Raw genomic sequence first — 22,962 nt, forward strand, 5'->3', positions numbered from 1 at the left:
CATCCCCTTGGAAGGACGGCCTCTGTTTCATCACAGAGGCCTGTCAGATGCGTCAGATCAATGGCCATACACGCCAGTATCTGGCTGTAACCGCATACATGCAGCGCGGGTTGAGGTAGATTACGCACCCACAGGGGGGAGGTTCGGCCAATGCACCAGGGGCCAGCCACCAAGGAACGGAGTCTCGCTTTGAATCAACCGCCACCGCTCAGCCGTCCGGTCTACATCCCCAACCATCTGGTCTGGGCGATCCTGACGACGCTGTTCTGCTGCCTGCCGTTGGGCGTGGTGTCGATCGTCTATGCCTCCCAGGTCGATGGCCGCCGCGCCGCCGGCGACCTGCCGGGGGCCTACAGCGCGTCGCGCAAGGCGGGCTGGTGGGCGGTGGCTTCGGCCGTGGCCCTGCCGGTCCTGTTGCTGTTGTGGTTCGGGCTGTTCGGCGGCTTGGCCGTACTGGGCGCGCTTTCCGACCAATGATTCACCACCACCACCCATCAAGGAGCTTGAACCCATGAACACCGCCACTCCGCAGGTCCCGAACAATCTGGTCTGGGCCATCCTGAGCACCCTGTTCTGCTGCCTGCCGGCCGGCATCGTGTCGATCGTCTACGCCGCCCAGGTCAACGGCAAGCTGGCCGCTGGCGACATCGCCGGTGCCCAGGACTCCGCCGCCAAGGCCAAGAAGTGGGCCATCTGGTCGGCCATCGCCGCCGTCGTGGTCGGCGTGCTGTACGGCATCCTGATCGTCGCTGTCGGCGGCATGGGTGCAATGAACAACAGCGGCTACTGATCCGCGTGGACGGATCCGGCGCCCGCGCCGGATCCGTTGCTGCAATGTCCGCACTTCCCGCCCGCTCCCGATTCGCCCGCTGGGCACCGCTGCTGGCCGCCACCGGCCTGGCCGCTGGTGCCGCGGTGGTGCTGCGCAACGTCAATCCGTATGTCGCCGGCAATCCCTTGCCGAGCTGCCCGCTGTACGCGCTGACCGGCCTGTACTGCCCGGGTTGTGGCAGCACCCGCTGCCTGTATTCGCTGGTCCATTTCGACCTGCCCGGCGCGATGGCGATGAACCCGCTGCTGGTCATCAGCCTGCCCTTCCTGCTGCTGATGCTGCTGAACGTCGCCGGCATCCGTCCGCGCGTGCTCGACCCGCTGATGCGGGTATTGGCCAATCCCACGTTCTGGCTCTGGGTGCTGCCCGGGTATGCGCTGCTGCGCAACCTGCCGTGGGCACCGTTCACCGCGCTGGCACCGATCTAGGTTTCCAGCCAACGGCGCGGCCCCTCGTGGTGGGTCCGTATCTGAAGGCAGAAGCCTGGGGGTTGGCCGGGCGGGATGGATTTGCGGGGGACGCCGTGAATCCGTCCATGGAGGCTTGGCCGCGGCATCCATGCCGCGGACACCCCCGCAAACCCATCCCACCCGGCCACGGACAGTTTCCGTGCGCGTCCACCACGGAAAAGAAAGAGAAGATCAAAAGCGGAAGCGGATCGCTTCGCTCTGCATCCACGCATGGCGTGGATCTACCGTGTCGACCAAGGTCGACACCTACCGGCAATCGCAGTTCACCCACCGTCACCGGAAATCTGTCGCGGGTGGGGCGGTGTGGGGCTGCAGGACCGTTGGCGCCAAGGATGGCGCCATCGAGCCCCCAGGGACGGGTTTACGGCGTGTCCTGCAACCCCACACCGCCCCACCCAACCCTCAGCAATCCAGAGCTGCTGTTGCTGTTGCCTCTGCAGGTGCAGGGCTGCAAGCCCTGCAATACAACTACGTCACCCAGCCTGCAATCACCAGCAGGGCCAGGATCGCCAGCCACAGCAGCAACATCCGCCACACCAGGCTCATCGCATCGCGCAGGTCCGGCAGCCGCTGCCACACCGGCAGCAACCCCGCCTCGGTGTAATCGTGCGCATCCTCGCGCAGCTCGGCGTTGACGCTGGCCCGCGCCACCGCGCCCAGGAATCCGATGTTGCCCGCCAGGCGTTCGCCATGGGCCTGGCGCCAGGCCTTCCACGCCGTATCGAAGTTGCCCACCAGCGCCATCGAAAACGCCATCAGCTGCGCCACCGGCCACTCGATCCAGCCCAGCAGGCGCTGCGCCAGCGCCAGCGGCTCCACCGGCACGCGTGCACGCATCGGGCTCTCCGCCATCAATGCCAGCAGCCGGTAACCCAGCGCGCCCGCCGGGCCCAGCAACAGGAACCAGAACAGCACCGCGAACCAGCGACGCAGCGCGTTGAGCACGGTCGCCTCGACCAGCGACGGCACGTCCTCGCGCAGGCTGCCACCGGCGGCCTGCAGGTTGCGCACCGCAGCCTGCCGCGTCGCGGCGTCGTCCGCATCGATGATCGCTTCGATATCGCGGTCCAGGTCGCGCGGCCCCCAGCACCAGGCCAGCACCGCCACGCCCAGCACCAGCGACGGCAGGCCAAACAACACCCCGCGCAGCAGCCAGGCCAGCAGGCCCATCAGCAGCAGCGGCGGCAACAGCGCCAGCGCCACGCCTGCCGCGCCCTGCCAGGCCTTGCCGCCATGCGCGTCCAGCCAGCCCAGCCATCGCCGGAAGCCGTCGAAACGGCGCAGCGAGGCGGCAGCGGCCGGGGCAACATGGCCCAGGGCCAGTGCCACCAGCACGGCGGCCAGAGTGGTGAACATGGCAGGTCTCCCTACGAAACAGAACGCTCGGCGCCGCTACCTTACCTGTCGCAGCGGCGCCCTCCGCGATGACCCGCACTGTAACCCGGGCCGTGTTCAGGTGGCGGCAATACAGGCGCCGCAGCCGGCCGGGTTCAGCCCGCGTGCTGGCGGTACCAGTGTTCGATCAGGCCCCGCGAGATCGAGATCGGCGGCGACAGGCGGATGCCCTGGCCATCGTCCTCCACATCGCGTGCCAACGCAGCGCCCACCTCTTCGGCACTGAACCAGCGCGCGTCCTCCAGTTCGCCATCCACGGTCGGCAGGTCATCCTGCGCCTGTGCACGGAAGCCGACCATCAGCGCGCCGGGGAACGGCCACGGCTGCGAACCGAGGTACTGGCAGGCGGTCACCCGCACTTTGCTCTCCTCGTGGACTTCGCGCACCACGGTCTGCTCGAAGGTCTCGCCCGGTTCGACGAAGCCGGCCAGCACCGAGTAGCGACGCGGTGCCCAGTTCGACTGCCGGCCCAGCAGCAGCCGGCCCTGGTTCTCCACGGCCACGATCACGGCGGGATCGACACGCGGATAGTGCTCGGTGGCGCATTGCCCGCAGCGGCCGACGAAGCCACCACGAGCAAACGCCACGGCGCCGCCGCACACGCCGCAGAAGCGGGTGCGCGAGTGCCAGTAGGACATGCCGCGGGCATAGCTGAAAGCGGTCGCATCGGCCATCGACCACAGCAACGCGGCCTGGCGCAGATCAAGCCGGCGTGGTGCGCTGATGGTGACGTTGGCGGCTTCAACCGAGAACCACGCCTGCTCCCCGCGCAGGCCAAGGAAGATCGCGGCACCCGGGCCGCCGCCGATGTCGGCACCGCTCAGCGCCAGCGGCTGATCGTCATCGCCGGTGAAGGCGCTGCCGTCCTGATCGAGCACGAGAATGCGCGCACCCGGCCACAGGCGCGCCAGTGCATCGGCATCCTCGCGCAGGGCATCGGCGCGCTCCAGCGGTTCGCCAACGAAGGCGAAACCGGAAAGCGGCGAAGGAGTATTGGGCATCCGGCAAGCGTGCCGCCAATCGATGCGGGTGGCAAGGTCGGCACTGTGCGCAGTTTGCCCGTGTGCTCCACGGGCGAGGTTGCGGGCACCGCGCATCCACGCATGGCGTGGATCTACTACATGCTGAAGCTGCTGCCGCAGCCGCAGGTGGTCTTCGCGTTCGGGTTGCGGATCACGAACTGGGCACCGGTCAGGCTCTCGGTGTAGTCCACCTCGGCGCCCATCAGGTACTGCAGGCTCAGCGGGTCGACCAGCAGGGTCACCCCGCTGGTCTGTACCGCCAGGTCGTCCTCGGCACGGTTCTCGTCGAACTCGAACCCGTACTGGAAGCCCGAACAGCCGCCTCCCTCGATGTACACGCGCAGGGCCAGGTCGGGGTTGCCCTCTTCCTGGATCAGGGATTTGACCTTGGCGGCCGCCGACTCGGTGAAGTTCAGCGGGCGCTCCAGCGACTGGTAATCGGGCGCGGCAACCGGGGTGGCGCCGGGCAGGGAGACTAGCGTGCTCATGGTGTCAGCATGGGGGTGCCGACGATGGCTTTCAAGCCATCGCCTCGGCCAGCTTGCGGCGTGCGGCGGTGTCGCCCTTGCCATCATTGGCGTCGTCGCCTTCCGGCGCCGGCAAGGCCGCCATCGGCGCGCTGGCATGGATCAGGCGGCCGTTCAGCTGGGCACCCGCATTCATCTCCACCACCTGGTAGTGGACGTTGCCATTGACCCGTGCGCTCGGGGTCAGCTCGACCTTCTCGGTGGCGTGCACATCGCCGTCCAGGCGGCCACTGATGACCACCACCTGGGCGCGGATCTCACCCTCGATCACGCCATGCTCGGCGACCGTCAGGGTCGCGCCACTGGCGCCTTCGGCGGCAATCACCTTGCCGTGGATGCGGCCTTCCACATACAGGCCCCCACTGAATTCCACATCACCGCGGATCACCACCTGGTTGCCGATCAGGGCATCCACCACCAGCTGGCCTTCCCGGTTGGATTTGCTGCTTCCGAACATCTGCCTACTCCCCTTTGCTGGCCGGCGCGCCGGCCTGTTTCCAGTCGAATACCTGGGTGGTACCCCCCGTACCACTCCCCAATGTCACCCGCACGCGTTGCGGGGTGAAGTCAGCCGGCAGCATCACGCTGCCGGTGATCTGCTGGAAGTACCGGAACGAGTAATCCTGTCCCGGTACCTTGCTGCGCTGGTGCAGATCATCCCAGCTGATCGTGGCCAGCTTGCCGTTCTTCACGCCTTCCACGGTGAAGCGCATCTGCCCCTGGCTGATGGCACCGCGGTTGAGGTTCTGGGTCAGCACAGCGGTGTACTGCCAGGTGCCGGCCGCTTCCGGGCTGAACTCGATCGAGTGGGTGTTCAGGCCCTTGCGCTGGCTGGTCGAACCGACCAGCCGCTCATAGAAGGCGACGTCGGCGCGCAGGCCGGCGATTTCCTCATCGCGCTCGGCCAGCGAGGATTGCACCTCGGTGTTGGCGGCGCGGCTGATGCGGTCGGAGGCTTCCAGCGTGGCCTGCTTCTGGCGAAGTTCGGTCAGCTGCGCCTGCAGCGTCTCGGCACGCTTCTCGGCGGCCTGCAGGCGCTGGCCCTGGGCATCACGCGGCGTGGCCATCCAGCAGCCGCCGAGCACCGCCAGCACCAGGCTGAGCAGCCAGATGCCGCCGATCACCAGCAGGCGGCGGCGGTCGACAGGCGGTCGCGGCGCGCCGGGCAGGCGCACCTGCACGCGCATGGGAGGACGGTTGGTCATGGGTGGTTTCCGGGGTATCGCGAGGGCGACACCGTTACGGCCCCTGTGGCAAACGACGGGCTAGTGTATGACAGGACGGGTGGGTTTCCTGCGCAGTGGCCGGCCACGGTCTGTGGCGTTCAGGCACGCCATCGTCGATAGTGTGGCCCCCTGCACAGTTCCGTCGCCGGAGCACCGCCATGACCGAAGCCCACCTGTTCGTGATCGGCATCCTGCTGGCCTGGCTGGCCGGCATCCGCGTCTACCTCACCGTGTTCGGCGTCGGCCTGGCCGGCCTGCTCGGCTGGGTCGACCTGCCGCCCGCCCTGCAGGCCACTGAATCGTGGTGGGTGCTGGGCACATCGGCGGCGCTGGCCATCGCCGAGTTCTTCGCCGACAAGATCCCCGGCGTGGACTCGGTCTGGGACCTGGTGCAGACCCTCGCGCGCGTACCTGCCGGCGCATTCCTCGCGGCGGCCACACTGTCGCCGGATGGCCAGCTGGGCACCGGTGCGCTCGCCGCCGGTGCCGGCGTCGCCCTCGCCAGCCATGGCCTGAAGGCGGGTACCCGCGCCCTGCTCAACACCTCGCCGGAACCGGCCAGCAACTGGGTCGCCTCCGCCGCCGAAGACACCGTAGTGATCGGCGGACTGGCGCTGGCCCTGGCGCATCCGTGGATCGCGCTGGTGGTGGTGCTGGCCTGCAGCCTGGCCGGCGCACTGCTGGTGTGGCTGGTCTGGCGCGCACTGTGGAAGGGCGTGCGCTGGCTGGCGCGCGGTGCATCGGCACCACCGCCAGGGCACGCCGGTACCGGTTGAGCGCCGGGCTTGTCGCATAATGGACGCGAACACCAGGAGCACCGATGGCCGCAAACGAATCCCCCGCGGGCGCCCGCCCGGGACGCGCTGAAACCCCTCCGGCCGATCATTGGCAGCGCTGGGCGCCCGAGGCGGCAGGCCTCGCTGTGGCGGCACCGACGGTTGCGACCCCGCCGCCCATCGCGACCGATGCCCCGGCGCCGGGCAACAGCGCGCCGCCGCCACTGCCCGGCCCGATCGCACTGGCCGAAGCCGGCAACAACGACCTGGCCCCAGCGCCATCGGACTCGCCCTACCGCGTGCTGATCGTGGAAGACGATCGCGCCCAGGCGCTGTTCGCGCAGAGCGTGCTGCACGGCGCCGGCATGCAGGCGATCGTGCACAGCGATGCCGATGCCGCGCTGCAGGCGATCAAGGAGCACCGCCCCGACCTGATCCTGATGGACCTGCACCTGCCCGGGCTGGACGGCATGCGCCTGACCGCGCTGATCCGCCAGCAGCCTGGCCTGCAGCTGCTGCCGATCGTGTTCCTCAGCGGCGATCCGGATCCGGAACGGCAGTTCGAGGTGCTCGACAGTGGCGCCGACGACTACCTGAGCAAGCCGATCCGGCCCCGCCACCTGATCGCAGCGGTGGCCAACCGCATCCGCCGCGCACGTGCCCAGGCCGCGACCCTGCCGGGCGCCACCGGCGCACCGGCCACCAGCAATCCGGAAACCGGCCTGCCGACGCGCCACCACGTGCTGCAGCAGCTCAACACCGCACTCGCCCACCGCGATCAGGGCGGCGTGTTCTTCATCGAAGTGGCCAGTGCGCTGGGCCTGCGCGAACGCTATGGCTATGCGGCGTTTGAACGGCTGATGGTGCAGGCCGGGCAGCGCCTGGCCGAAGCCGGCCATCCGCACCTGCTGGCTCGCCTGAACGACAACAGCTTCCTGCTGCTGGCCCGCAACGCCGACGAGGACGCCCTCGAAGGCATCGCCGCCACCCTGCGCGAGCAGCTGTCGGCACGCGCCTTCGTGATCCGCGACGACGAATCCGTGCACCTGCGCGGCGTAGTCGGCTATGCGCCGCTGTCGCCGGGTTTCGAGGATGCCAACAGTGCGCTGGAAGCGGTTGAGCGCACCACCCTGCAGGCACGCCTGCTCAGCGCCGGCGTGGCGGGCCACGTGCATCGCCAGGCGGTCACCGAACAGGAACACCTGGCGCTGCTGGAAGGCCAGCTGGAACTGGCCTACCAGCCGATCGTCGCCGTGGCAGGTGGCAACACCGCGCAATACCAGCTGCTGCTGCGCCTGCGCCAGGCCGATGGCACGGTGCTGGCGGCCGGCCAGGTGATCCCGGCCGCAGAAGCCGCCGGACGCATCGCCGACCTCGACCAGCAGGTGATGGACCACGCACTGGGCCTGCTGGATCTGTACCGGCACGCAACGCAGCCGCTGAACCTGTTCGTCTCGCAGTCGCTGCGTACCCTGCAGCGCGATGCCTTCGCCGACTGGCTGCTGGAATCACTGCAGCAGCGTGACCTGCCCGGCAGTGCGCTGGTGATCGACGTGCGCCTGCCCGACGCACTGATCCACACCGTGCCGCTGCAGCAGTTCTGCCAGCGCATGGCCAGCGCGGGGGTGCGCTTCTGCCTGAGCCAGTTCGAGCCCAGCGGCGAGGCCGATGCACTGCTGACCCAGCTGCCGCTGTCGTTCGTGCGCATGGCTGCGCGCTTCTCCAGCAGCCATTCCAATCCGGCCACGCGCGAGGAACTGCGCAAGGCGATCGAACAGGCCCATACCGCCGGGTTGCAGATCATCGGCCAGCAGATCGAGGACCCGCAGGCTGCAGCAGCGATGTGGGTCGGCGGCGTCGACTACATCCAGGGCAACATGGTGCAGTCGGCCGGCAGCGACCTGAACTTCGACTTCCACAACGCGGTGCTCTGACGTGCCGCTGTGGGGCGTGCTGCTGGTTGCCCTTGCTGCGGCCGCCATCGCGCTGCTGTTGGGACTGCGCCTGCGCGCGCGCAACCATGCGCTGGCCCAGCTGCAGCGCACGCACACTGCGCTGGCCGCCGAACGCGACCAGCTTCGCCGTACCACCGAACGCCAGGGCCAGCTGGAACAGCAACTGCTGCAGGCCAAGCAGGCCGCCGAGGCGGCCGTGCTGGCCAAGGGCGAGTTCCTGGCCACGATGAGCCACGAGATCCGCACCCCGCTCAACGGCATCCTGCCGATGCTGGAGCTGATCGCGCGCGGACCGCTGGGCGAAGACCAGCGGCAGATGCTGGCCACCGCTTCGGCCAGTTCGCAACAGCTGCTGCGCATCGTCGACGACATCCTCGACTACTCCCGGCTGGAAGCGCAGGCGCTGGAACTGGAGATCACCAGCTTCAACCTGCGCGACCTGCTCGATGGCGTGGTGCAGCTGATGCAGCGGGCCGCCGACGCCAAGGGCCTGGCCCTGGGCCTGCAACTGGATCCATCGGTGCGCCTGCCGGTGCGCGGCGATCCGGTGCGCCTGCGCCAGGTGCTGAGCAACCTGCTGGCGAACGCCATCAAGTTCACCGCCCGCGGCCAGGTGCAGCTGCGCGTGCTGCGCCTGGGCGAAGGTGCCGCGCAGCACCAGCTGCGCTTCGAGATCATCGACACCGGCATCGGCATCGACGACGCGCTGCAGGCACGCCTGTTCCAGTCCTTCAGCCAGGCCGACGCGTCCACCACCCGCCTCTATGGCGGCACCGGCCTGGGCCTGGCCATCTGCAAGCGCATCATCGACCTGATGCACGGGCACATCGGCGTGCAGTCCACGCCGGGTCAGGGCGCGACCTTCTGGTTCGAGATCCCGCTGCTGAAGGTCCCTGGCGACCTGCCGGCGATGGCGCGCGCGCCGGCACCACTGCTGCTGTTCAGTGCCGACGCAACGCTGCAGACACGTATCGAGCGCATCGCCGCCCACCATGGGCTGCAGGTGCAGGTGCTGGCGCAGCTGGATGCCGTGGTCGAGCGCCTGCGCGCTCCCGCGCGGCCCGGGCAACCGGCACCGGCATGGTTGCTGGTCGATGCCCGCGCACGCCGCAACGGTGAGGCCACGCTGCAGCTGGCGCTGAATGATCGCGGTGACGACGATGCACTGCAGGTGCTGTGGCTGCAGGAGGGCGCACTTCCGCAACGCCCGCGCCAGCGCCAGCTGCCCCCGCAGTTCGACGATGCGGCCCTGCATGCACTGCTGGCTGCACCGGTTGCCCCCGCCCGCCCCGCTGCGCTGCTGGCCAGCGCGGACAACGAGCAACCCGCTGCCACGCTGCCGCCGTTGCATCTGCGCGTGCTGCTGGTGGAGGACAATACGGTCAACCGGATGGTGGCCGAACAGCTGCTGCGCGTGTTCCAGTGCGAAGTGCGCAACGCCGCCGATGGCGAGCAGGCACTGGCCGCGCTCCGCGAAGGCGACGTGGACATCGTGCTGATGGATTGCCAGATGCCGGTGCTGGACGGCTATGCCGCCACGCGCCGCTGGCGCGCCGAAGAAGCAGAGAACGGGCGCGCGCGGCTGCCGATCATCGCAATGACCGCCAACGCCATGGCCGGTGACCGCGAGCGCTGCCTGCAGGCGGGCATGGACGATTACCTGTCCAAGCCGATCGCGCGCGCCGCGTTGCATGCGCTGTTGCAGCGTTGGGTGCAGCGATCGCGCGATGTCGCAGCGTCACGCTTGCTCGATGGCGACACACCCGTGGCCCGTCGGGTCCTGCCAGCCGAGCATGGCTCGGCTCTACCAGGCGATGACAGCCGGGTCGGCGCGATGCCGAAACCGGTGCTCGACCGCGACGTGCTGGATGAACTGCACGCCGTGATCGGCGACGCTGCCACCCAGATCGTCATGGTCTTTCTTGAAGATGCGCCGGTGATGGTGCAGCAGTTGCAGCTGGCCGCGCAGAACGGCGATGAGCCGCGCTTGCAGGCCATTGCGCACAGCCTGAAATCATCGAGTGCGAACGTGGGCGCGTTGTCGCTGTCGGCGATCGCGCAGCGGATCGAGCATGAAGCCCGCAGCGGCAGCCTGCAGCGCCCCGCCGTGGCAGTGGCGCTGCTGGTTGCGGAATTCGCCCGCGCGCGCGTGGCGCTGACGGGCTACCTGGCACAGCATCGCGCCGGCCAGGGCGGCTGACTCACTCTTCCAGCTTGCTCAGCAGGTACTTCGGCTCGCCGATGCGCTCGATCAGGTCCAGCTGGGTTTCCAGCCAGTCGATGTGCTCTTCTTCCGAGTCGAGGATCTTCACGAACAGCTGGCGGCTGACGTAGTCGCCAACCGAGTCGGAATAGGCCACGGCCTCGCGCAGGGTGACCACGCCATCGCGTTCCAGCGACAGGTCGCACTGCAGGATCTCGGTCGGGTTCTCGCCGATGCGCAGCTTGCCCAGCGCCTGGAAGTTCGGCAGGCCTTCAAGGAACAGAATGCGGTCGGCGAGCATGTCGGCATGCTTCATCTCGTCGATCGATTCCTTGTACTCGTGTTCGGCCAGTTCCTTGATGCCCCAGTTCTTCAGCATCTTGGCGTGCAGGAAGTACTGGTTGATCGCGGTCAGCTCGTTGTAGAGGACCTTGTTGAGGAATTCGATGACCTTGGTGTCGCCCTTCATGGGGATGCTCCTGCACGCTGAAAACGCAGGCACTTTAACGCCTTGCGTGCGGTCGTGAAGGAACGCGAATCGTGCGCATTGGCCTGCGCGGCCGCACGTGAAGAATGCGAAAGCGCGGCGTCAACGCGCCGCGAAAAGCGATCAGGCGACCTGGGCCAGGCCCAATACCGGCAGCGGCAGATCATGGGTCGCACGTGCCTTGGCCAGCAGGTCGCCGGCCATGTCCAGGCAGGAACCGCAGGTGGCACCACAACCGGTACGCATGGTCAGTTCGGCCACCGTGCTGACGCCATGGCTGGCGGCTTCGCGGATCTGGTGGTCGGTGACTCCGTTGCAGATGCAGACGTACACAGGCGGGAACCGGGCTGACAGGCCAGAAGCGGCCTGTTGGCTATTCCAATGGAAACGAGAATGGTTGTCAATCAGAGACCTGAACCATTCTCGATACCGTTCAGCCGGTCAGCTGGCCGGGCCGTCGCCCGTGGCCTTCTTCGGCCAGTAGCCCCGGGTCCGCGGGCGCTTGCGCGGGCGGTCGTGCCCGGCCGTGTGGCCCGGCATCCAGGCCTCGGCGGCGCTCTTGGGCATGGCGGTGACGCCCTGCCCGGCCACGCCGCGCGCCAGTGGCGCCAGGTGTCGCAGGGCACGCGCATAGACGCCGCGTTTGAACATCACCACGTGCTCTACCGGGTACCAGAAGTCCACCCAGCGCCAGTGGTCGAACTCGGGCGAGTCGGTGTGGTCCAGCTTCACGTGGGATTCGTCACCGGTCAGGCGCAGCAGGAACCAGACCTGCTTCTGGCCGATGCAGACCTGCCGCTCGTTGCGGCGGATGGCCCGCGCCGGCAGCTTGTAGCGCAGCCAGCCGGGTGTCGCCCCGAGCACTTCCACATGCTCAGGCAGCAGGCCGGTCTCTTCCTGCAGTTCACGATACATGGCCTCGACAGGCGTCTCGTCGGTGTTCATGCCACCCTGCGGGAACTGCCAGCCGTCCCGGCGCACGCGTCGTGCCCAGAACACCTGGCCATCCTGCCGCATCAGCACGATGCCGACGTTCGGTCGATAGCCGTCCGGATCGATCACGATGCGGACTCCTAAAAAATCTACTGGTCGGGACTATCCCATGCCCTCTGTCGGCCCACAAGCACGACACAAAAGTGTTGACAGGGGCGATACACATCCGCAGAATAGCGGGCTCACCAAGGCTATGTAGCTCAGCCGGTTAGAGCACAGCACTCATAATGCTGGGGTCGGTGGTTCGAGTCCACCCATAGCCACCACGCTGAAAATCAAGTTGTTTTTCAGTGTGAAAAGTGAGAAAATAGTTGCACGTTTTGCCCCGTCGCCAAGCGGTAAGGCACCTGACTCTGACTCAGGCATTCGGTGGTTCGAATCCATCCGGGGCAGCCAAATTAAAAGCAAAAGGCCAGATCGAAAGATCTGGCCTTTTGCTTTTAATTTGGTCGCGCATTCCACCTTATCCCCGCGCCTGTCGGCGCGCCCCCTTGAACAACAAGGGGGCTCTTCTCCAGAGAGGGGCCCGGGGTCGGATCCTTTTCTGCACGATCCCATCCTGCTGACATGCGACGCCCCGGGTAGTGCCGGCCGCTGGCCGGCAACCTCGAAATGCGCAACCCCAGAACGACAAAAGCCCGGCCGAAGCCGGGCTTTTGCTTTTCCAACCAGCGGGCTCCCGAAGGAGCACAACCAGGCGCGGTGAATCAGCGCTTGGAGAACTGGGTGGCGCGGCGGGCCTTGTGCAGACCGACCTTCTTACGCTCGACTTCACGGGCGTCACGGGTCATGAAGCCAGCCTTGCGCAGCTCGGACTTCAGGGTTTCGTCGTACTCGACCAGAGCACGGGCGATGCCCAGACGGATCGCACCGGCCTGGCCGGTGGTGCCGCCGCCAGCGGCGGTGACCAGGATGTCGAAGCTTTCGGTGTTCTTGGTCAGCTCGAGCGGCTGGCGCACGATCATGCGCGCGGTCTCACGACCGAAGAACTCGTCCAGCGGACGACCATTGACGGTGATGTTGCCCGAACCCTTGCGCAGGAACACGCGAGCGGTGGAGGACTTGCGGCGGCCAGTGCCGTAGTTTTGAGTGATAGCCATGATTAGATATCCAGAACCTGCGGCTGCTGTGCGGCGTGCGGATGCTCAGTGCCGGCGTAGACCTTGAGCTTGCGGTACATCTGGCGACCCAGCGGGCCCTTCGGCAGCATGCCCTTGACGGCGATCTCGATCACGCGCTCCGGGTGGCGCTCCAGCGCCTGGGCCAGGGACTCGGTCTTCAGGTTGCCGATGTAGCCGGTGAAACGGTGATACATCTTGTCCTGCAGCTTCTTGCCGGTGACGGCAATCTTTTCTGCATTGATGACGACCAGGTAGTCGCCGGTATCAACGTGTGGGGTGTAGACCGGCTTGTGCTTGCCGCGCAGACGGCGGGCCAGCTCGGTGGCGAGACGGCCCAGGGTCTTGCCCTCGGCGTCGACGAGGTACCAGTCGCGCTGGACGGTCTCGTTCTTGGCAGTGAAAGTGCTCATGAAGAACTCTAGGTTAGGTCGGGCTCATTGCGGCGAACGACTCGCCGGAACTCTGCCACGCGTTGTGAAAGGTGAAGCGTAAGAGGCGGGATTGTACGCAGGTCAAGCCCCCGGTGCAAGCTGGCCCTGCCCCGGGTTGGCAGGGGGACGGGGGCGGGCGAGAATCGGCGGGTCTTCCGCCCCACCGCGTACCGCCATGACCGTGCTCCGCCAGACCACTCCGCTGGACCACCTGCTGACCGAAGCGCAGCGCGCCCTGGACACGGTGTTCGGCAATCCACCGGCGGCCCGCCCCTACCCGGCTGCGGACACCGGCGAGCCGGGCATGGACAACGCCGAGCGCCGCCACGCGGCGGGCCTCATGCGGATCAACCACGTCGGCGAAGTCTGCGCACAGGGCCTGTACTTCGGCCAGGCGGCCGTGGCCCGCGACCCGGCCACCCGTGAACACCTGCTGGAAGCGGCCCAGGAAGAGACCGACCACTTGGCCTGGTGCGCCACCCGGCTGGATGAACTGGACAGCCGCCCCAGCCTGTTCAATCCGCTGTGGTACGCCGGCAGCTACACCATCGGCACCCTGGCCGGGCTGCGCGGCGATGGCTGGAACCTGGGCTTCGTGGTCGAGACCGAGCGCCAGGTGGAAGCCCACCTGGACGAGCACCTGGTCGACCTGCCGGCCGGCGACCTGCGCAGCCGCGCGGTCATCCAGGTGATGAAGGAAGACGAGGCCCGCCACGCGGAGCACGCCGAGCAGGCCGGCGCACGCCGCCTGCCGTTCCCGATCCCGGGCGCGATGGCGCTGGCCTCCAAGGTGATGAAGACCATCGCCTACCGGCTGTGACCGCCAGGTAGTGCCGGCCGCTGGCCGGCAACCACGCGGGCGCCGCAGAAGATCAGGAGGTTGCCGGCCAGCGGCCGGCACTACCGATTAATTGGGCGAGACCAGCTTCAGGCCGATCACGCCGGCCACGATCAGGCCCACGCAGGCCAGGCGGGCCGGCGACGCACTGTCGTTGAACAGGTAGATGCCCAGCACCGCCACGCCCATGGCGCCGATGCCGGTCCAGATCGCATAGGCGGTGCCGACCGGGATGCTCTTCATCGCCTGGCTCATCAGGTACAGGCTGATCAGGGCAGATACCACCGTGGCAACGGTGGGCAGGGGTTTACTGAAGCCTTCGGAGTACTTCATTCCGAGGGCGAAACCGATCTCGAACAGGCCGGCCAGCAGCAGGTAGATCCAGGGCATGGGTGGGGGCTCCTTACCTTTTTTGAGAAAAACGAAACGGCCCGGTGTTTTCACACCGGGCCGTGGGTCGGTACATCACCGTGGAACTGTAACGCGTGCGGGGCACTGGTTCCACGGGGCGGGTCGTCCCGCCTGGGCGGCGATGCCTGCAGGCATCGCGCATGGGGCTTACTCGGACAGGTTCCGGCCGTGGAACAGCTCTTCGATCTCGCGCTTCAGCAGCGCTTCGATCTTCATGCGTTCCTTGAACGACAGGTTCTTGGCCTTTTCCTCGAACAGGTACTGGTCCAGGTCGAAGTCCTTCAGGTGCATCTTCGTGTGGAAGATGTTTTCCTGGTAGACGTTGACGTCGAACATCTCGTAACGCGACTTGATGTTCTTGGCCAGGAAGTTCTGGATCGAGTTGATCTTGTGATCGATATAGTGCTTCTTGCCCTTCACATCGCGGGTGAAACCACGGACACGGTAGTCCATGATCACGATGTCCGATTCCAGGCTCTCGATCAGGTAGTTCAGGGCCTTCAGCGGCGAAATGACGCCACAGGTGGCCACGTCGATGTCCGCGCGGAACGTCGCGATACCTTCCTGCGGATGGGTTTCCGGGTAGGTATGGACGGTGATGTGGCTCTTGTCCATGTGCGCGACCACGGCGTCGGAGATCAGCTCCTTGCCGGCCTGCTTCTTGTCGATCACCGGTTCTTCGGAGATCAGGATGGTCACCGAGGCACCCTGCGGGTCGTAGTCCTGGCGGGCCACGTTCAGGATGTTGGCGCCGATGATCTCGGCGACATCGGTCAAGATTTGAGTCAGCCTGTCGGCGTTGTACTCTTCATCGATGTATTCAATGTAACGCTGACGCTCCTCTTCGGTGCGCGCGTAACACACGTCATAGATGTTGAAGCTCAGCGCCTTGGTGAGGTTGTTGAAACCCTGCAGCCTCAGGCGAGGCAACGGCTTGACCACGGCGGTCGATTCCTGTGTAAGAAGGGAAAGGAGGAATTATGGGGCAAACTGCCCTCGGGGGGAACGTGAAGACGCAAGAGTTCTGGCACACTGTTTGCCCTTAACAATTGCGCTGGTTAAGCTCCGCTATCGACCCCGTGAATCCGTTCATGCGCAGAGGGAGCGCCCCTATCGTGTCAACCGTGCGCCTAGCTAGCAGTCCACTGGCCCTGGATATCGCCACAATCGATCGTTTCCTGGCGCACAGCCACAGGCGGCGATATCCCACCCGTACCGACGTCTTCCGACCCGGTGACCCGGCGGGAACCCTGTATTACGTCATCAGCGGCTCGGTTTCGATCATGGCCGAGGAAGATGACGATCGCGAGCTTGTGCTGGGCTACTTCGGTGCCGGCGAGTTCGTCGGCGAGATGGGCCTGTTCGTCGAATCGGACCGCCGCGAGGTGATCCTGCGGACCCGTACCGCCTGCGAGCTGGCTGAAATCAGCTACGAGCGCCTGCATCAGCTGTTCCTCGGTCCGCTGTCGGCCGATGCCCCGCGCCTGCTGTACGCGCTGGGCCAGCAGATCTCCAAGCGCCTGCTCGACACCAGCCGCAAGGCCAGCCGCCTGGCATTCCTGGACGTTACCGACCGGATCGTGCGCACCCTGCACGACCTGGCGCAGGAACCGGAGGCGATGAGCCATCCGCAGGGCAGCCAGTTGCGCGTCTCCCGCCAGGAGCTGGCCCGCCTGGTCGGCTGCTCGCGTGAAATGGCCGGCCGTGTGCTGAAGAAGCTGCAGACCGACGGCCTGCTGCATGCCCGCGGCAAGACCGTGGTGCTGTACGGCACCCGTTGACCGTTGAGCACCCGGTGGGTGCGGACCTTGGTCCGCACTCCTTCGCGCGCTAGGCTCGGTACATGGAACTGAGCAGCGCATTCTGGTGGTTCATCCTCATCGGCCTCGGCGCCCAGCTGGTCGACGGCGCGCTGGGCATGGCGTTCGGCCTGGTGTCGTCGTCGGTGATGCTGGCCATGGGCATTCCGCCCGCGCAGGCCAGCGCCGCCATCCACACCGCCGAGGTGTTCACCACCGGCGCCTCCGGCGTGTCGCATCTGGTCGCCGGCAATGTCGATAAGCGCTTGTTCCTGCGCCTGGCGCTGCCCGGCGCTGTGGGCGGCGCCGTAGGTGCCTACGGCCTGACCCAGCTGCCCGGCGAGGTGATCCGCCCGCTCATCTATCTCTACCTGCTGGTGCTGGCCATCATCATCCTGGCACGTGCCGCCGGCCGACTGATGCCCAAGGGCGAGGTCAAGCGGGTGCCGGTGCTGGGCTTCGTGGCCGGCTTCCTGGATGCCAGCGGCGGGGGCGGCTGGGGGCCGGTGGCCACCTCCACCCTGCTCGCCCGCGGCGGCCAGGCGCGCACCACCATCGGCACGGTGAACGCGGCCGAGTTCGTGGTCACCCTGACGGTTTCAGCAACGTTCCTGCTGTCGATGGGGCTGCATCACCTGCAGATCGTGGCCGGCCTGCTGATCGGCGGCATGATGGCCGCACCGGTGGCCGCCCTGCTGGTGAAGCGTCTGAAGGAGCGTTGGGTACTGGTGGCCGTCGGCGTGCTGGTGCTGGGCATCAGCCTGTTCCAGATCGGCCACGCACTGACCGGGTATCTGGCGCGCTGAATGCTTGCCGGCCAGCGGCCGGCACTACCTGGACGGAAAAGGGGTAGTGCCGGCCGCTGGCCGGCAGATCCATCACCGTGCGATGGGGTCAGAGCCCCTACGGGGATCTGACCCCGGGCTACGCCTTGTCGCCGCCACGGTCCACGCAGCCCCAGTTGAGGATGCGGGTGCCGGCCGGCAGCACGCGGCGGAAGAAGTCCACGCGGCCCGGCTTCGGGTTCACCACCACTGGCGCCTTGGCGGCCAGCAGCAGCGGCAGATCGGCAGTACTGTCGGAATACGCGATGTCGATGTCGCCGTAGCCGCGCTCGCGCAGCATGCGCATCTTCTCTTCGTTGTGGCAGTGGCGGGTCGGGCCGACGCCGCCCAGCCGCGGGCCGACCTCGGTGCCGATCACCGGCACGTCCTGGTGGGCGACGAAAGCCAGGATCGCGCGCGCCAGCTCCGGCGGCGCACCCGTGGCAACCACCACGCGGTCGCCCTTGACGCGGTGCGCGGCGAATACCTCCAGCGCCTGCGGCAGCAGCTTCGCGCGCATCTGCGCCTGGTTGCGCAGCACGTAGGCGTCGATCACCTTGTTGAAGTCACGCGCACGGTGCAGGCCGAAGCTGCCGATCCACACATAGACCGAGATGCCCGCGCGACGGGTCGGCAGCATCGCCACCATCGGCCCGGCGATCGGCGTGACCAGCAGCGCCGCCAGCATGCGCAGCGGGTTGCGCTTGATCAGCGAGGCGAACAGGTGGGTACCCGAATCGCCGTCGTAGAGGGTGTGGTCGAAGTCGAAGACCACCAGCGGCGCATCCTCGCGCGGCGTTGGATAGTGCGTTGTCATGCCGCGAAGAATAGCTGACGCAGGCCCTCGCCCGGCTCTTCCACGCGCATGAAGGCTTCGCCCACCAGGAAGGCGTGGATGCCGGCGTCACGCATCAGCGCCACGTCCTGCGGGCCGAGGATGCCGCTCTCTGTGACCAGCAGGCGGTCACGCGGCACGGCGTTCTGCATGTCCAACGTGGTCTGCAGCGACACCTCGAACGTGCGCAGGTTGCGGTTGTTGATGCCGATCATCGGCGCCGGTACCTGCAGCGCGCGCTCCAGTTCATCGATGTCGTGCACTTCCACGAGCACGTCCATGCCCAGCGACAGCGCCAGTTCGGACAGCGTGGCCAGCTGGGTGTCGTCCAGCGCCGCCACGATCAGCAGGATGCAGTCGGCGCCCAGCACGCGTGCCTCGTACACCTGATAGTCGTCGATGACGAAGTCCTTGCGCAGCACCGGCAGCGTGCAGGCTTCACGGGCCTGCTGCAGGTAGGCGTCGGCGCCCTGGAAGAAGTCCACGTCGGTCAGCACCGACAGGCAGCTGGCGCCACCGAATTCGTAGCTGACCGCGATGTCGGCCGGGCGGAAGTCGGGGCGGATGACGCCCTTGGACGGGCTGGCCTTCTTCACCTCGGCGATCACCGCCGGGTCACCGTTGGCCACCGCCGCCTGCAAGGCGCGCACGAAGCCACGTACCGGCGGGGCACTGGCCAGGGCGGCCTGCAGCTCCTCGAGCGGGCGCTGGGCGCGGCGCTGGGCCACTTCTTCGGCCTTGCGGGCCAGGATCGTCTGCAGGATGTCGCTCATCGTCTTCGGTTCGGTGCGGGGGCGGTGAGGACGGCCATTATCGGCCATCAAGGGGGTCAGGCTGAACCGCGCGCTCAGGCAACCAGCGCGCGGGTGGTCTCCACATACCGCTGCAGGCGCTGGCGGGCGCTGCCGTTGGCGATGGCGGCACGGGCGCGGGCCAGGCCGTCACCGATGTCGCTGGCCACGCCGGCCACGTACAGCGCAGCACCGGCGTTCAGGGCCACAATGTCCAGCGCCGGGCCGGGCTCGTTGTCCAGCACCGCGCGCAGCATCGCGATGGACTGCTCCGGGCTGTCCACGCGCAGGTTGCGGCTGGCCGACATGGCGATGCCGAAATCTTCCGGGTGGATCTCGTACTCGCGCACCTTGCCGTCGCGCAGCTCGCCGACCAGGGTGCCGGCACCCAGCGAGATCTCGTCCATGTTGTCGCGGCCCCAGACCACCATGGCGCGCTCGGTGCCCAGCTCGCGCAGCACCCGCGCCTGGATACCCACCAGATCGGGGTGGAACACGCCCATCAGCACCGACGGGGCACTGGCCGGGTTGGTCAGCGGGCCTAGGATGTTGAAGATGGTGCGCACGCCCATCTCGCGGCGTACCGGTGCGACGACCTTCATCGACGGATGATGGATCGGCGCGAACATGAAGCCGATGCCGGTCTGCTCGATCGCAGCAGCCACCTGGGCCGGCTGCAGCTCGATGGCCGCGCCCAGTGCTTCCACCGCATCGGCGCTGCCGGACTTGGACGACACGCTGCGGTTGCCGTGCTTGGCCACGCGCGCACCGGCCGCGGCGGCGACGAACATCGCGCAGGTGGAGATGTTGAAGGTGTGCGAACCATCGCCACCGGTTCCGACGATGTCGACCAGGTGTGTGCTGTCGGCCACCGGCACCGCCAGCGCGAATTCGCGCATGACCGTGGCCGCCGCAGCGATCTCGTCGATGGTTTCCTTCTTCACGCGCAGGCCGGTGAGGATGGCGGCGGTCATCATCGGCGAGACATCGCCGCGCATGATCTGCCGCATCAGGTCGACCATTTCGTCGAAGAAGATTTCGCGGTGCTCGATGGTGCGTTGCAGGGCTTCCTGGGGGGAGAAGCTCATGGGAATGCTCCTTGGATCAGGCCGCCGGGCGCTGCAGGAAATTGCGCAGCAGGGCGTGGCCGTGTTCGGTGAGGATGGATTCGGGATGGAACTGCACACCTTCCACCGGGAACTGGCGGTGGCGCAGGCCCATGATCTCTTCGATCGAGCCGTCGTCGTTCTCGGTCCAGGCGGTCACTTCCAGCACATCGGGCAGGCTGTTCTTGTCCACCACCAGCGAGTGGTAGCGGGTGGCCTGGTAGCGGTCCGGCAGGCCGGCGAACACGCCCTTGCCTTCATGGCGGATCGGCGAGGTCTTGCCATGCATGATGTTGCCGGCACGGATGACCGTGCCGCCGTAGACCTGGCCGATGCCCTGGTGGCCCAGGCACACGCCGAGGATCGGCGTGGTCGGGCCCAGGCGCTGGATCAGCTCCAGCGACACGCCCGCTTCGTTGGGCGTGCACGGGCCGGGCGAGATGACGATGCGCTCGGGCTTCTGCGCGGCGATCTCGTCCACGCTCATCGCATCGTTGCGCACCACCTTCACCTCGGCGCCCAGCGTCTGCAGGTACTGCACGAGGTTGTAGGTGAAGCTGTCGTAGTTGTCGATCATCCACAACATGGTCAGGTTCCGTCGCTTATCAGGAAAATGGCGTATACGTTTTCGGTGTAGGTGATGGGGCCGGCTTCGATGGACTCCGGTGCACCGGGCGCAGGTGCCGAGGCCGGTGCATAGCTGCCGGTCACCGAGATCCTGTCCAGATACTCACCATCCTCGCCCGGCTGCGGCCATTGCCCGGCCTGGATGCCGTAGGCGAAGTCCGGCGCCACGTCGGAGATGCTGTACAGGCCACGCACTTTCGTTCCATAGGCCTTGGCCAGCCCCTGCGCGGACTCGCGGGTCTTGGCCGCAGCCTCGCCCTTGAGTTCACGTCGCAGCGCCACTTCACCCGAGTAGATCGGGGCCACGCTGCTGACCTGCACGTTCTCGTTGGCCTTCAGCGCGCCCAGCACGTCCTGCATCGCCTTCACGCTGGCGAAGCTGGCACGCAACTGGCGCGACACGCGGGTGCCGATGAAGACCTGCCGGTTCTGCTCATAGCGCGTCGCCGGGCCGATCCGCAGGTTGTCCGCACGCACGCTGCCCTCCACCGCCTTGTTCTGCTTGAACAGCGCCAGCGCGCGGGCAACGTTGTCCTGCACGCGGCGCCGCGCCGCATCTGCGTCCATGTCGGTCTCTTCGATGTTCAACTGCAGGCCGAACCGGTCAGGCATCACCTCGCGGCGCGCCTCGCCCTTCACCAGCAGATGCGGCTGCGAGGGAATGGTGTTGGCCTGCGCCCACGCAGACGGGGCCATCGTGGCCAGCAGTGACGACCACAGCAATGCGCTCAGCAGCTTCATGCGGTACTCCTTGTCTTGAATGGGAACAGCGGAGGGTGCCGCGGCGCAGGCCACGGCACGGGGAACTTCACAGACCCTTGGCGGCCTGGGCGACGGCGCGGAACAGCGCGCGGCCCTTGTTCATCGTCTCGTCCCATTCCTTGTCCGGGTCCGAGTCGTAGACGATGCCGGCGCCGGCCTGCACGTACAGGCGGCCGTCCTTGATCACCGCAGTGCGGATCGCGATCGCGGTATCGGCATCGCCGTGCCAGCCGATGTAGCCGATGCTGCCGGCGTAGACATTGCGCTTGATCGGTTCCAGCTCGCGGATCACTTCCAGCGCGCGGATCTTCGGCGCGCCGCTGACGGTGCCGGCCGGGAACGTGGCACGCAGCACATCGGCATAGCTCAGGCCCGGCTGCAGCTGCCCGGTCACTTCGCTGACGATGTGCATGACGTGGCTGTAGCGTTCGATCACGAACTGCTCGCCCACTTCCACGGTGCCGGCCTTGGACACGCGACCGGCGTCGTTGCGGCCGAGGTCGATCAGCATCAGATGCTCGGCGCGCTCCTTCGGATCGGCCAGCAGCTCTGCTTCCAGCGCCAGGTCCTGCTCGACGGTGGCGCCGCGCGGGCGGGTGCCGGCGATCGGACGCACGGTGACTTCGCCATCCTGCAGGCGCACCAGGATTTCCGGCGAGGAACCGACCACCTGCAGGTCGCCGACATCGAGGAAATACATGTACGGCGAGGGATTCAACGCGCGCAGCGCGCGGTACACATCCACCGGGCGCGCCTTGAACGGCACGCTCAGGCGCTGGCTGAGCACCACCTGGAAGATGTCGCCGGCACGGATGTATTCCTTGCTGCGCTGGACCGCATCGACGAAGCCTTCGCGGGTGAACCCGGAAACGAAATCGGATTCGTCCAGCACGTCGCTGTTGAGCGGCGCCGGATAGCCGGCACCCGGTGCGCGCAGCTTGGCGGTCAACGCATCCAGGCGCGCCTGGGCCTGCTCGAAGGCACCGTCGACACGCGGGTCGGCATGCACGATCAGGTACAACCGGCCCTTGAGGTTGTCGAACACCGCCAGCTCGTTGGAGTCCAGCAGCAGGATGTCCGGCGTGCCCAGCTCATCGCGGCCGGCCGGCGGCGCCAGGCGCGGTTCGATGTAGCCGATGCACTCGAAACCGAACCAGCCGACCAGGCCGCCGGTGAAGCCCGGCAGGCCTTCCAGCTTGGGCACCGAGTGGGCGCTGCGCAGCGCCTCGACTTCGGCGAACGGGTCGGCCACCTCGCGGGTGTCCACCACCTGGCCGTCTTCGCGCACGGTCAGCGTGTGGCCATGGAAGGCGTACACGCGGCGCGCCGGCAGGCCGATGATCGAGTAACGACCAAAGCGCTCGCCGCCTTCGACGGATTCAAACAGGTAGGTATTGGGGCCGTCGGCGAGCTTCAGATAGACCGAAAGCGGCGTGTCCAGGTCGGACAGCACTTCACGGACGACGGGAATATGGGTGTGGCCTTCAGCGGCCTGCAGCTGAAACTGAGCGTGCGAGTTCAAGACGACTTT

27 protein-coding genes and 2 tRNA genes are annotated in these 22,962 nt (G+C 67.1%); 11 read left to right on the forward strand and 18 right to left on the reverse strand.

The window, feature by feature from the left end:
• The first annotated feature begins 189 nt into the window (after positions 1-189).
• The 3 genes from ACZK1G_RS20300 to ACZK1G_RS20310 are packed head-to-tail and all read left to right on the forward strand — an operon-like array spanning position 190 to position 1,260.
• Positions 190-477, forward strand: a complete 288-nt coding sequence (locus tag ACZK1G_RS20300; protein ID WP_005419784.1) for a CD225/dispanin family protein — start codon at positions 190-192, stop codon at positions 475-477.
• Between the two features lie 34 nt (positions 478-511).
• Positions 512-790: a CD225/dispanin family protein gene (locus tag ACZK1G_RS20305; RefSeq protein WP_014648653.1), complete on the forward strand. Its 279-nt coding sequence runs from the start codon at positions 512-514 to the stop codon at positions 788-790.
• 44 nt (positions 791-834) lie between these two features.
• On the forward strand, positions 835-1,260 hold the full coding sequence (locus tag ACZK1G_RS20310) for a DUF2752 domain-containing protein (protein ID WP_014038725.1): 426 nt from the start codon (positions 835-837) through the stop codon (positions 1,258-1,260).
• A gap of 510 nt (positions 1,261-1,770) precedes the next feature.
• Here ACZK1G_RS20310 and ampE read toward each other — a convergent pair.
• The 5 genes from ampE to ACZK1G_RS20335 all read right to left on the reverse strand — a co-directional run bounded on the left by ampE (position 1,771) and on the right by ACZK1G_RS20335 (position 5,451).
• Entirely contained in the window at positions 1,771-2,658 is an 888-nt protein-coding gene (gene ampE, locus ACZK1G_RS20315) for a regulatory signaling modulator protein AmpE (RefSeq protein ID WP_101766187.1), read from the reverse strand.
• A gap of 134 nt (positions 2,659-2,792) precedes the next feature.
• Positions 2,793-3,698: an NAD(+) diphosphatase gene (nudC, locus tag ACZK1G_RS20320; RefSeq protein ID WP_101766188.1), complete on the reverse strand. Its 906-nt coding sequence runs from the start codon at positions 3,696-3,698 to the stop codon at positions 2,793-2,795.
• 116 nt (positions 3,699-3,814) lie between these two features.
• A complete protein-coding gene (gene erpA, locus ACZK1G_RS20325) occupies positions 3,815-4,207 on the reverse strand; it encodes an iron-sulfur cluster insertion protein ErpA (RefSeq protein ID WP_005419789.1) in 393 nt (130 codons plus the stop codon).
• Between the two features lie 31 nt (positions 4,208-4,238).
• The gene (locus ACZK1G_RS20330) at positions 4,239-4,703 is read right to left on the reverse strand and encodes a bactofilin family protein (RefSeq protein WP_014038728.1); all 465 of its coding nucleotides are present in this window, start codon (positions 4,701-4,703) and stop codon (positions 4,239-4,241) included.
• 4 nt (positions 4,704-4,707) lie between these two features.
• Positions 4,708-5,451, reverse strand: coding sequence for a DUF6776 family protein (locus tag ACZK1G_RS20335; RefSeq protein ID WP_049447264.1), 744 nt, complete (start codon positions 5,449-5,451; stop codon positions 4,708-4,710).
• 179 nt (positions 5,452-5,630) lie between these two features.
• Between ACZK1G_RS20335 and ACZK1G_RS20340 the strand changes: the two genes are divergently transcribed.
• From ACZK1G_RS20340 to ACZK1G_RS20350, 3 genes are read left to right on the forward strand one after another with little or no spacing between them, the layout of a single operon-like run.
• Positions 5,631-6,248 carry a DUF4126 domain-containing protein gene (locus tag ACZK1G_RS20340; RefSeq protein WP_101766189.1) on the forward strand — a complete coding sequence of 206 codons (618 nt, stop codon included), beginning with the start codon at positions 5,631-5,633 and terminating at the stop codon, positions 6,246-6,248.
• A gap of 44 nt (positions 6,249-6,292) precedes the next feature.
• Complete coding sequence (locus ACZK1G_RS20345) at positions 6,293-8,182, forward strand: EAL domain-containing protein (RefSeq protein WP_101766190.1); 1,890 nt, start codon at positions 6,293-6,295, stop codon at positions 8,180-8,182.
• Position 8,183: 1 nt separating this feature from the next.
• Positions 8,184-10,403: an ATP-binding protein gene (locus ACZK1G_RS20350; protein WP_101766191.1), complete on the forward strand. Its 2,220-nt coding sequence runs from the start codon at positions 8,184-8,186 to the stop codon at positions 10,401-10,403.
• Position 10,404: 1 nt separating this feature from the next.
• On the opposite strand, the gene bfr is transcribed toward ACZK1G_RS20350, so the two are convergent.
• The 3 genes from bfr to ACZK1G_RS20365 form a co-directional block, all read right to left on the reverse strand.
• Positions 10,405-10,875, reverse strand: a complete 471-nt coding sequence (gene bfr / locus ACZK1G_RS20355; RefSeq protein ID WP_005419804.1) for a bacterioferritin — start codon at positions 10,873-10,875, stop codon at positions 10,405-10,407.
• 141 nt (positions 10,876-11,016) lie between these two features.
• Positions 11,017-11,226, reverse strand: coding sequence for a (2Fe-2S)-binding protein (locus ACZK1G_RS20360; RefSeq protein ID WP_005411309.1), 210 nt, complete (start codon positions 11,224-11,226; stop codon positions 11,017-11,019).
• A 108-nt stretch (positions 11,227-11,334) separates the two neighbouring features.
• Positions 11,335-11,955, reverse strand: coding sequence for an RNA pyrophosphohydrolase (locus tag ACZK1G_RS20365; RefSeq protein WP_005411310.1), 621 nt, complete (start codon positions 11,953-11,955; stop codon positions 11,335-11,337).
• Positions 11,956-12,075: 120 nt separating this feature from the next.
• On the opposite strand from ACZK1G_RS20365, the gene ACZK1G_RS20370 reads away from it, so the two are divergent.
• Both ACZK1G_RS20370 and ACZK1G_RS20375 read left to right on the forward strand, forming a co-directional pair.
• Positions 12,076-12,152 (forward strand) — tRNA-Met (locus ACZK1G_RS20370).
• Between the two features lie 55 nt (positions 12,153-12,207).
• A tRNA-Gln gene (locus ACZK1G_RS20375) sits at positions 12,208-12,282 on the forward strand.
• 311 nt (positions 12,283-12,593) lie between these two features.
• Here the strand turns inward: ACZK1G_RS20375 and rpsI are convergent.
• Complete coding sequence (gene rpsI, locus ACZK1G_RS20380; protein ID WP_005411311.1) at positions 12,594-12,986, reverse strand: 30S ribosomal protein S9; 393 nt, start codon at positions 12,984-12,986, stop codon at positions 12,594-12,596.
• A gap of 2 nt (positions 12,987-12,988) precedes the next feature.
• On the reverse strand, positions 12,989-13,417 hold the full coding sequence (rplM, locus tag ACZK1G_RS20385; RefSeq protein WP_005414692.1) for a 50S ribosomal protein L13: 429 nt from the start codon (positions 13,415-13,417) through the stop codon (positions 12,989-12,991).
• A 196-nt stretch (positions 13,418-13,613) separates the two neighbouring features.
• Between rplM and coq7 the strand changes: the two genes are divergently transcribed.
• Complete coding sequence (gene coq7 / locus ACZK1G_RS20390; protein WP_101766193.1) at positions 13,614-14,258, forward strand: 2-polyprenyl-3-methyl-6-methoxy-1,4-benzoquinone monooxygenase; 645 nt, start codon at positions 13,614-13,616, stop codon at positions 14,256-14,258.
• An 87-nt stretch (positions 14,259-14,345) separates the two neighbouring features.
• On the opposite strand, the gene ACZK1G_RS20395 is transcribed toward coq7, so the two are convergent.
• Both ACZK1G_RS20395 and speD read right to left on the reverse strand, forming a co-directional pair.
• Entirely contained in the window at positions 14,346-14,666 is a 321-nt protein-coding gene (locus tag ACZK1G_RS20395; protein ID WP_005419816.1) for a DMT family transporter, read from the reverse strand.
• A gap of 168 nt (positions 14,667-14,834) precedes the next feature.
• Positions 14,835-15,629 carry an adenosylmethionine decarboxylase gene (gene speD, locus ACZK1G_RS20400; protein WP_006473908.1) on the reverse strand — a complete coding sequence of 265 codons (795 nt, stop codon included), beginning with the start codon at positions 15,627-15,629 and terminating at the stop codon, positions 14,835-14,837.
• Positions 15,630-15,778: 149 nt separating this feature from the next.
• Here speD and crp point away from each other — a divergent pair, with 149 nt between their 5' ends.
• Positions 15,779-16,468 (forward strand): cAMP-activated global transcriptional regulator CRP, encoded by a 690-nt coding sequence (gene crp / locus ACZK1G_RS20405; protein ID WP_010482649.1) that lies wholly within the window; start codon positions 15,779-15,781, stop codon positions 16,466-16,468.
• A 62-nt stretch (positions 16,469-16,530) separates the two neighbouring features.
• Positions 16,531-17,292, forward strand: a complete 762-nt coding sequence (locus tag ACZK1G_RS20410) for a sulfite exporter TauE/SafE family protein (RefSeq protein WP_014038735.1) — start codon at positions 16,531-16,533, stop codon at positions 17,290-17,292.
• Between the two features lie 118 nt (positions 17,293-17,410).
• Here ACZK1G_RS20410 and ACZK1G_RS20415 read toward each other — a convergent pair whose 3' ends face one another.
• From ACZK1G_RS20415 to trpE, 6 genes are all read right to left on the reverse strand, one after another.
• Positions 17,411-18,127, reverse strand: a complete 717-nt coding sequence (locus tag ACZK1G_RS20415; protein ID WP_101766196.1) for a haloacid dehalogenase-like hydrolase — start codon at positions 18,125-18,127, stop codon at positions 17,411-17,413.
• Complete coding sequence (gene trpC, locus ACZK1G_RS20420; protein ID WP_101766197.1) at positions 18,124-18,918, reverse strand: indole-3-glycerol phosphate synthase TrpC; 795 nt, start codon at positions 18,916-18,918, stop codon at positions 18,124-18,126. Before trpC ends, ACZK1G_RS20415 begins: the two co-directional genes overlap by 4 nt.
• A 74-nt stretch (positions 18,919-18,992) precedes the next feature.
• On the reverse strand, positions 18,993-20,024 hold the full coding sequence (trpD, locus tag ACZK1G_RS20425; protein WP_101766198.1) for an anthranilate phosphoribosyltransferase: 1,032 nt from the start codon (positions 20,022-20,024) through the stop codon (positions 18,993-18,995).
• Positions 20,025-20,040: 16 nt separating this feature from the next.
• Positions 20,041-20,628, reverse strand: coding sequence for an anthranilate synthase component II (locus tag ACZK1G_RS20430; RefSeq protein WP_014038739.1), 588 nt, complete (start codon positions 20,626-20,628; stop codon positions 20,041-20,043).
• A gap of 2 nt (positions 20,629-20,630) precedes the next feature.
• A complete protein-coding gene (locus ACZK1G_RS20435) occupies positions 20,631-21,410 on the reverse strand; it encodes an SIMPL domain-containing protein (RefSeq protein WP_101766199.1) in 780 nt (259 codons plus the stop codon).
• A gap of 67 nt (positions 21,411-21,477) precedes the next feature.
• Complete coding sequence (gene trpE, locus ACZK1G_RS20440) at positions 21,478-22,953, reverse strand: anthranilate synthase component I (protein WP_049443910.1); 1,476 nt, start codon at positions 22,951-22,953, stop codon at positions 21,478-21,480.
• Positions 22,954-22,962 lie beyond the last annotated feature (9 nt).

The organism is Stenotrophomonas sp. 109824_Sma (assembly GCF_056480025.1).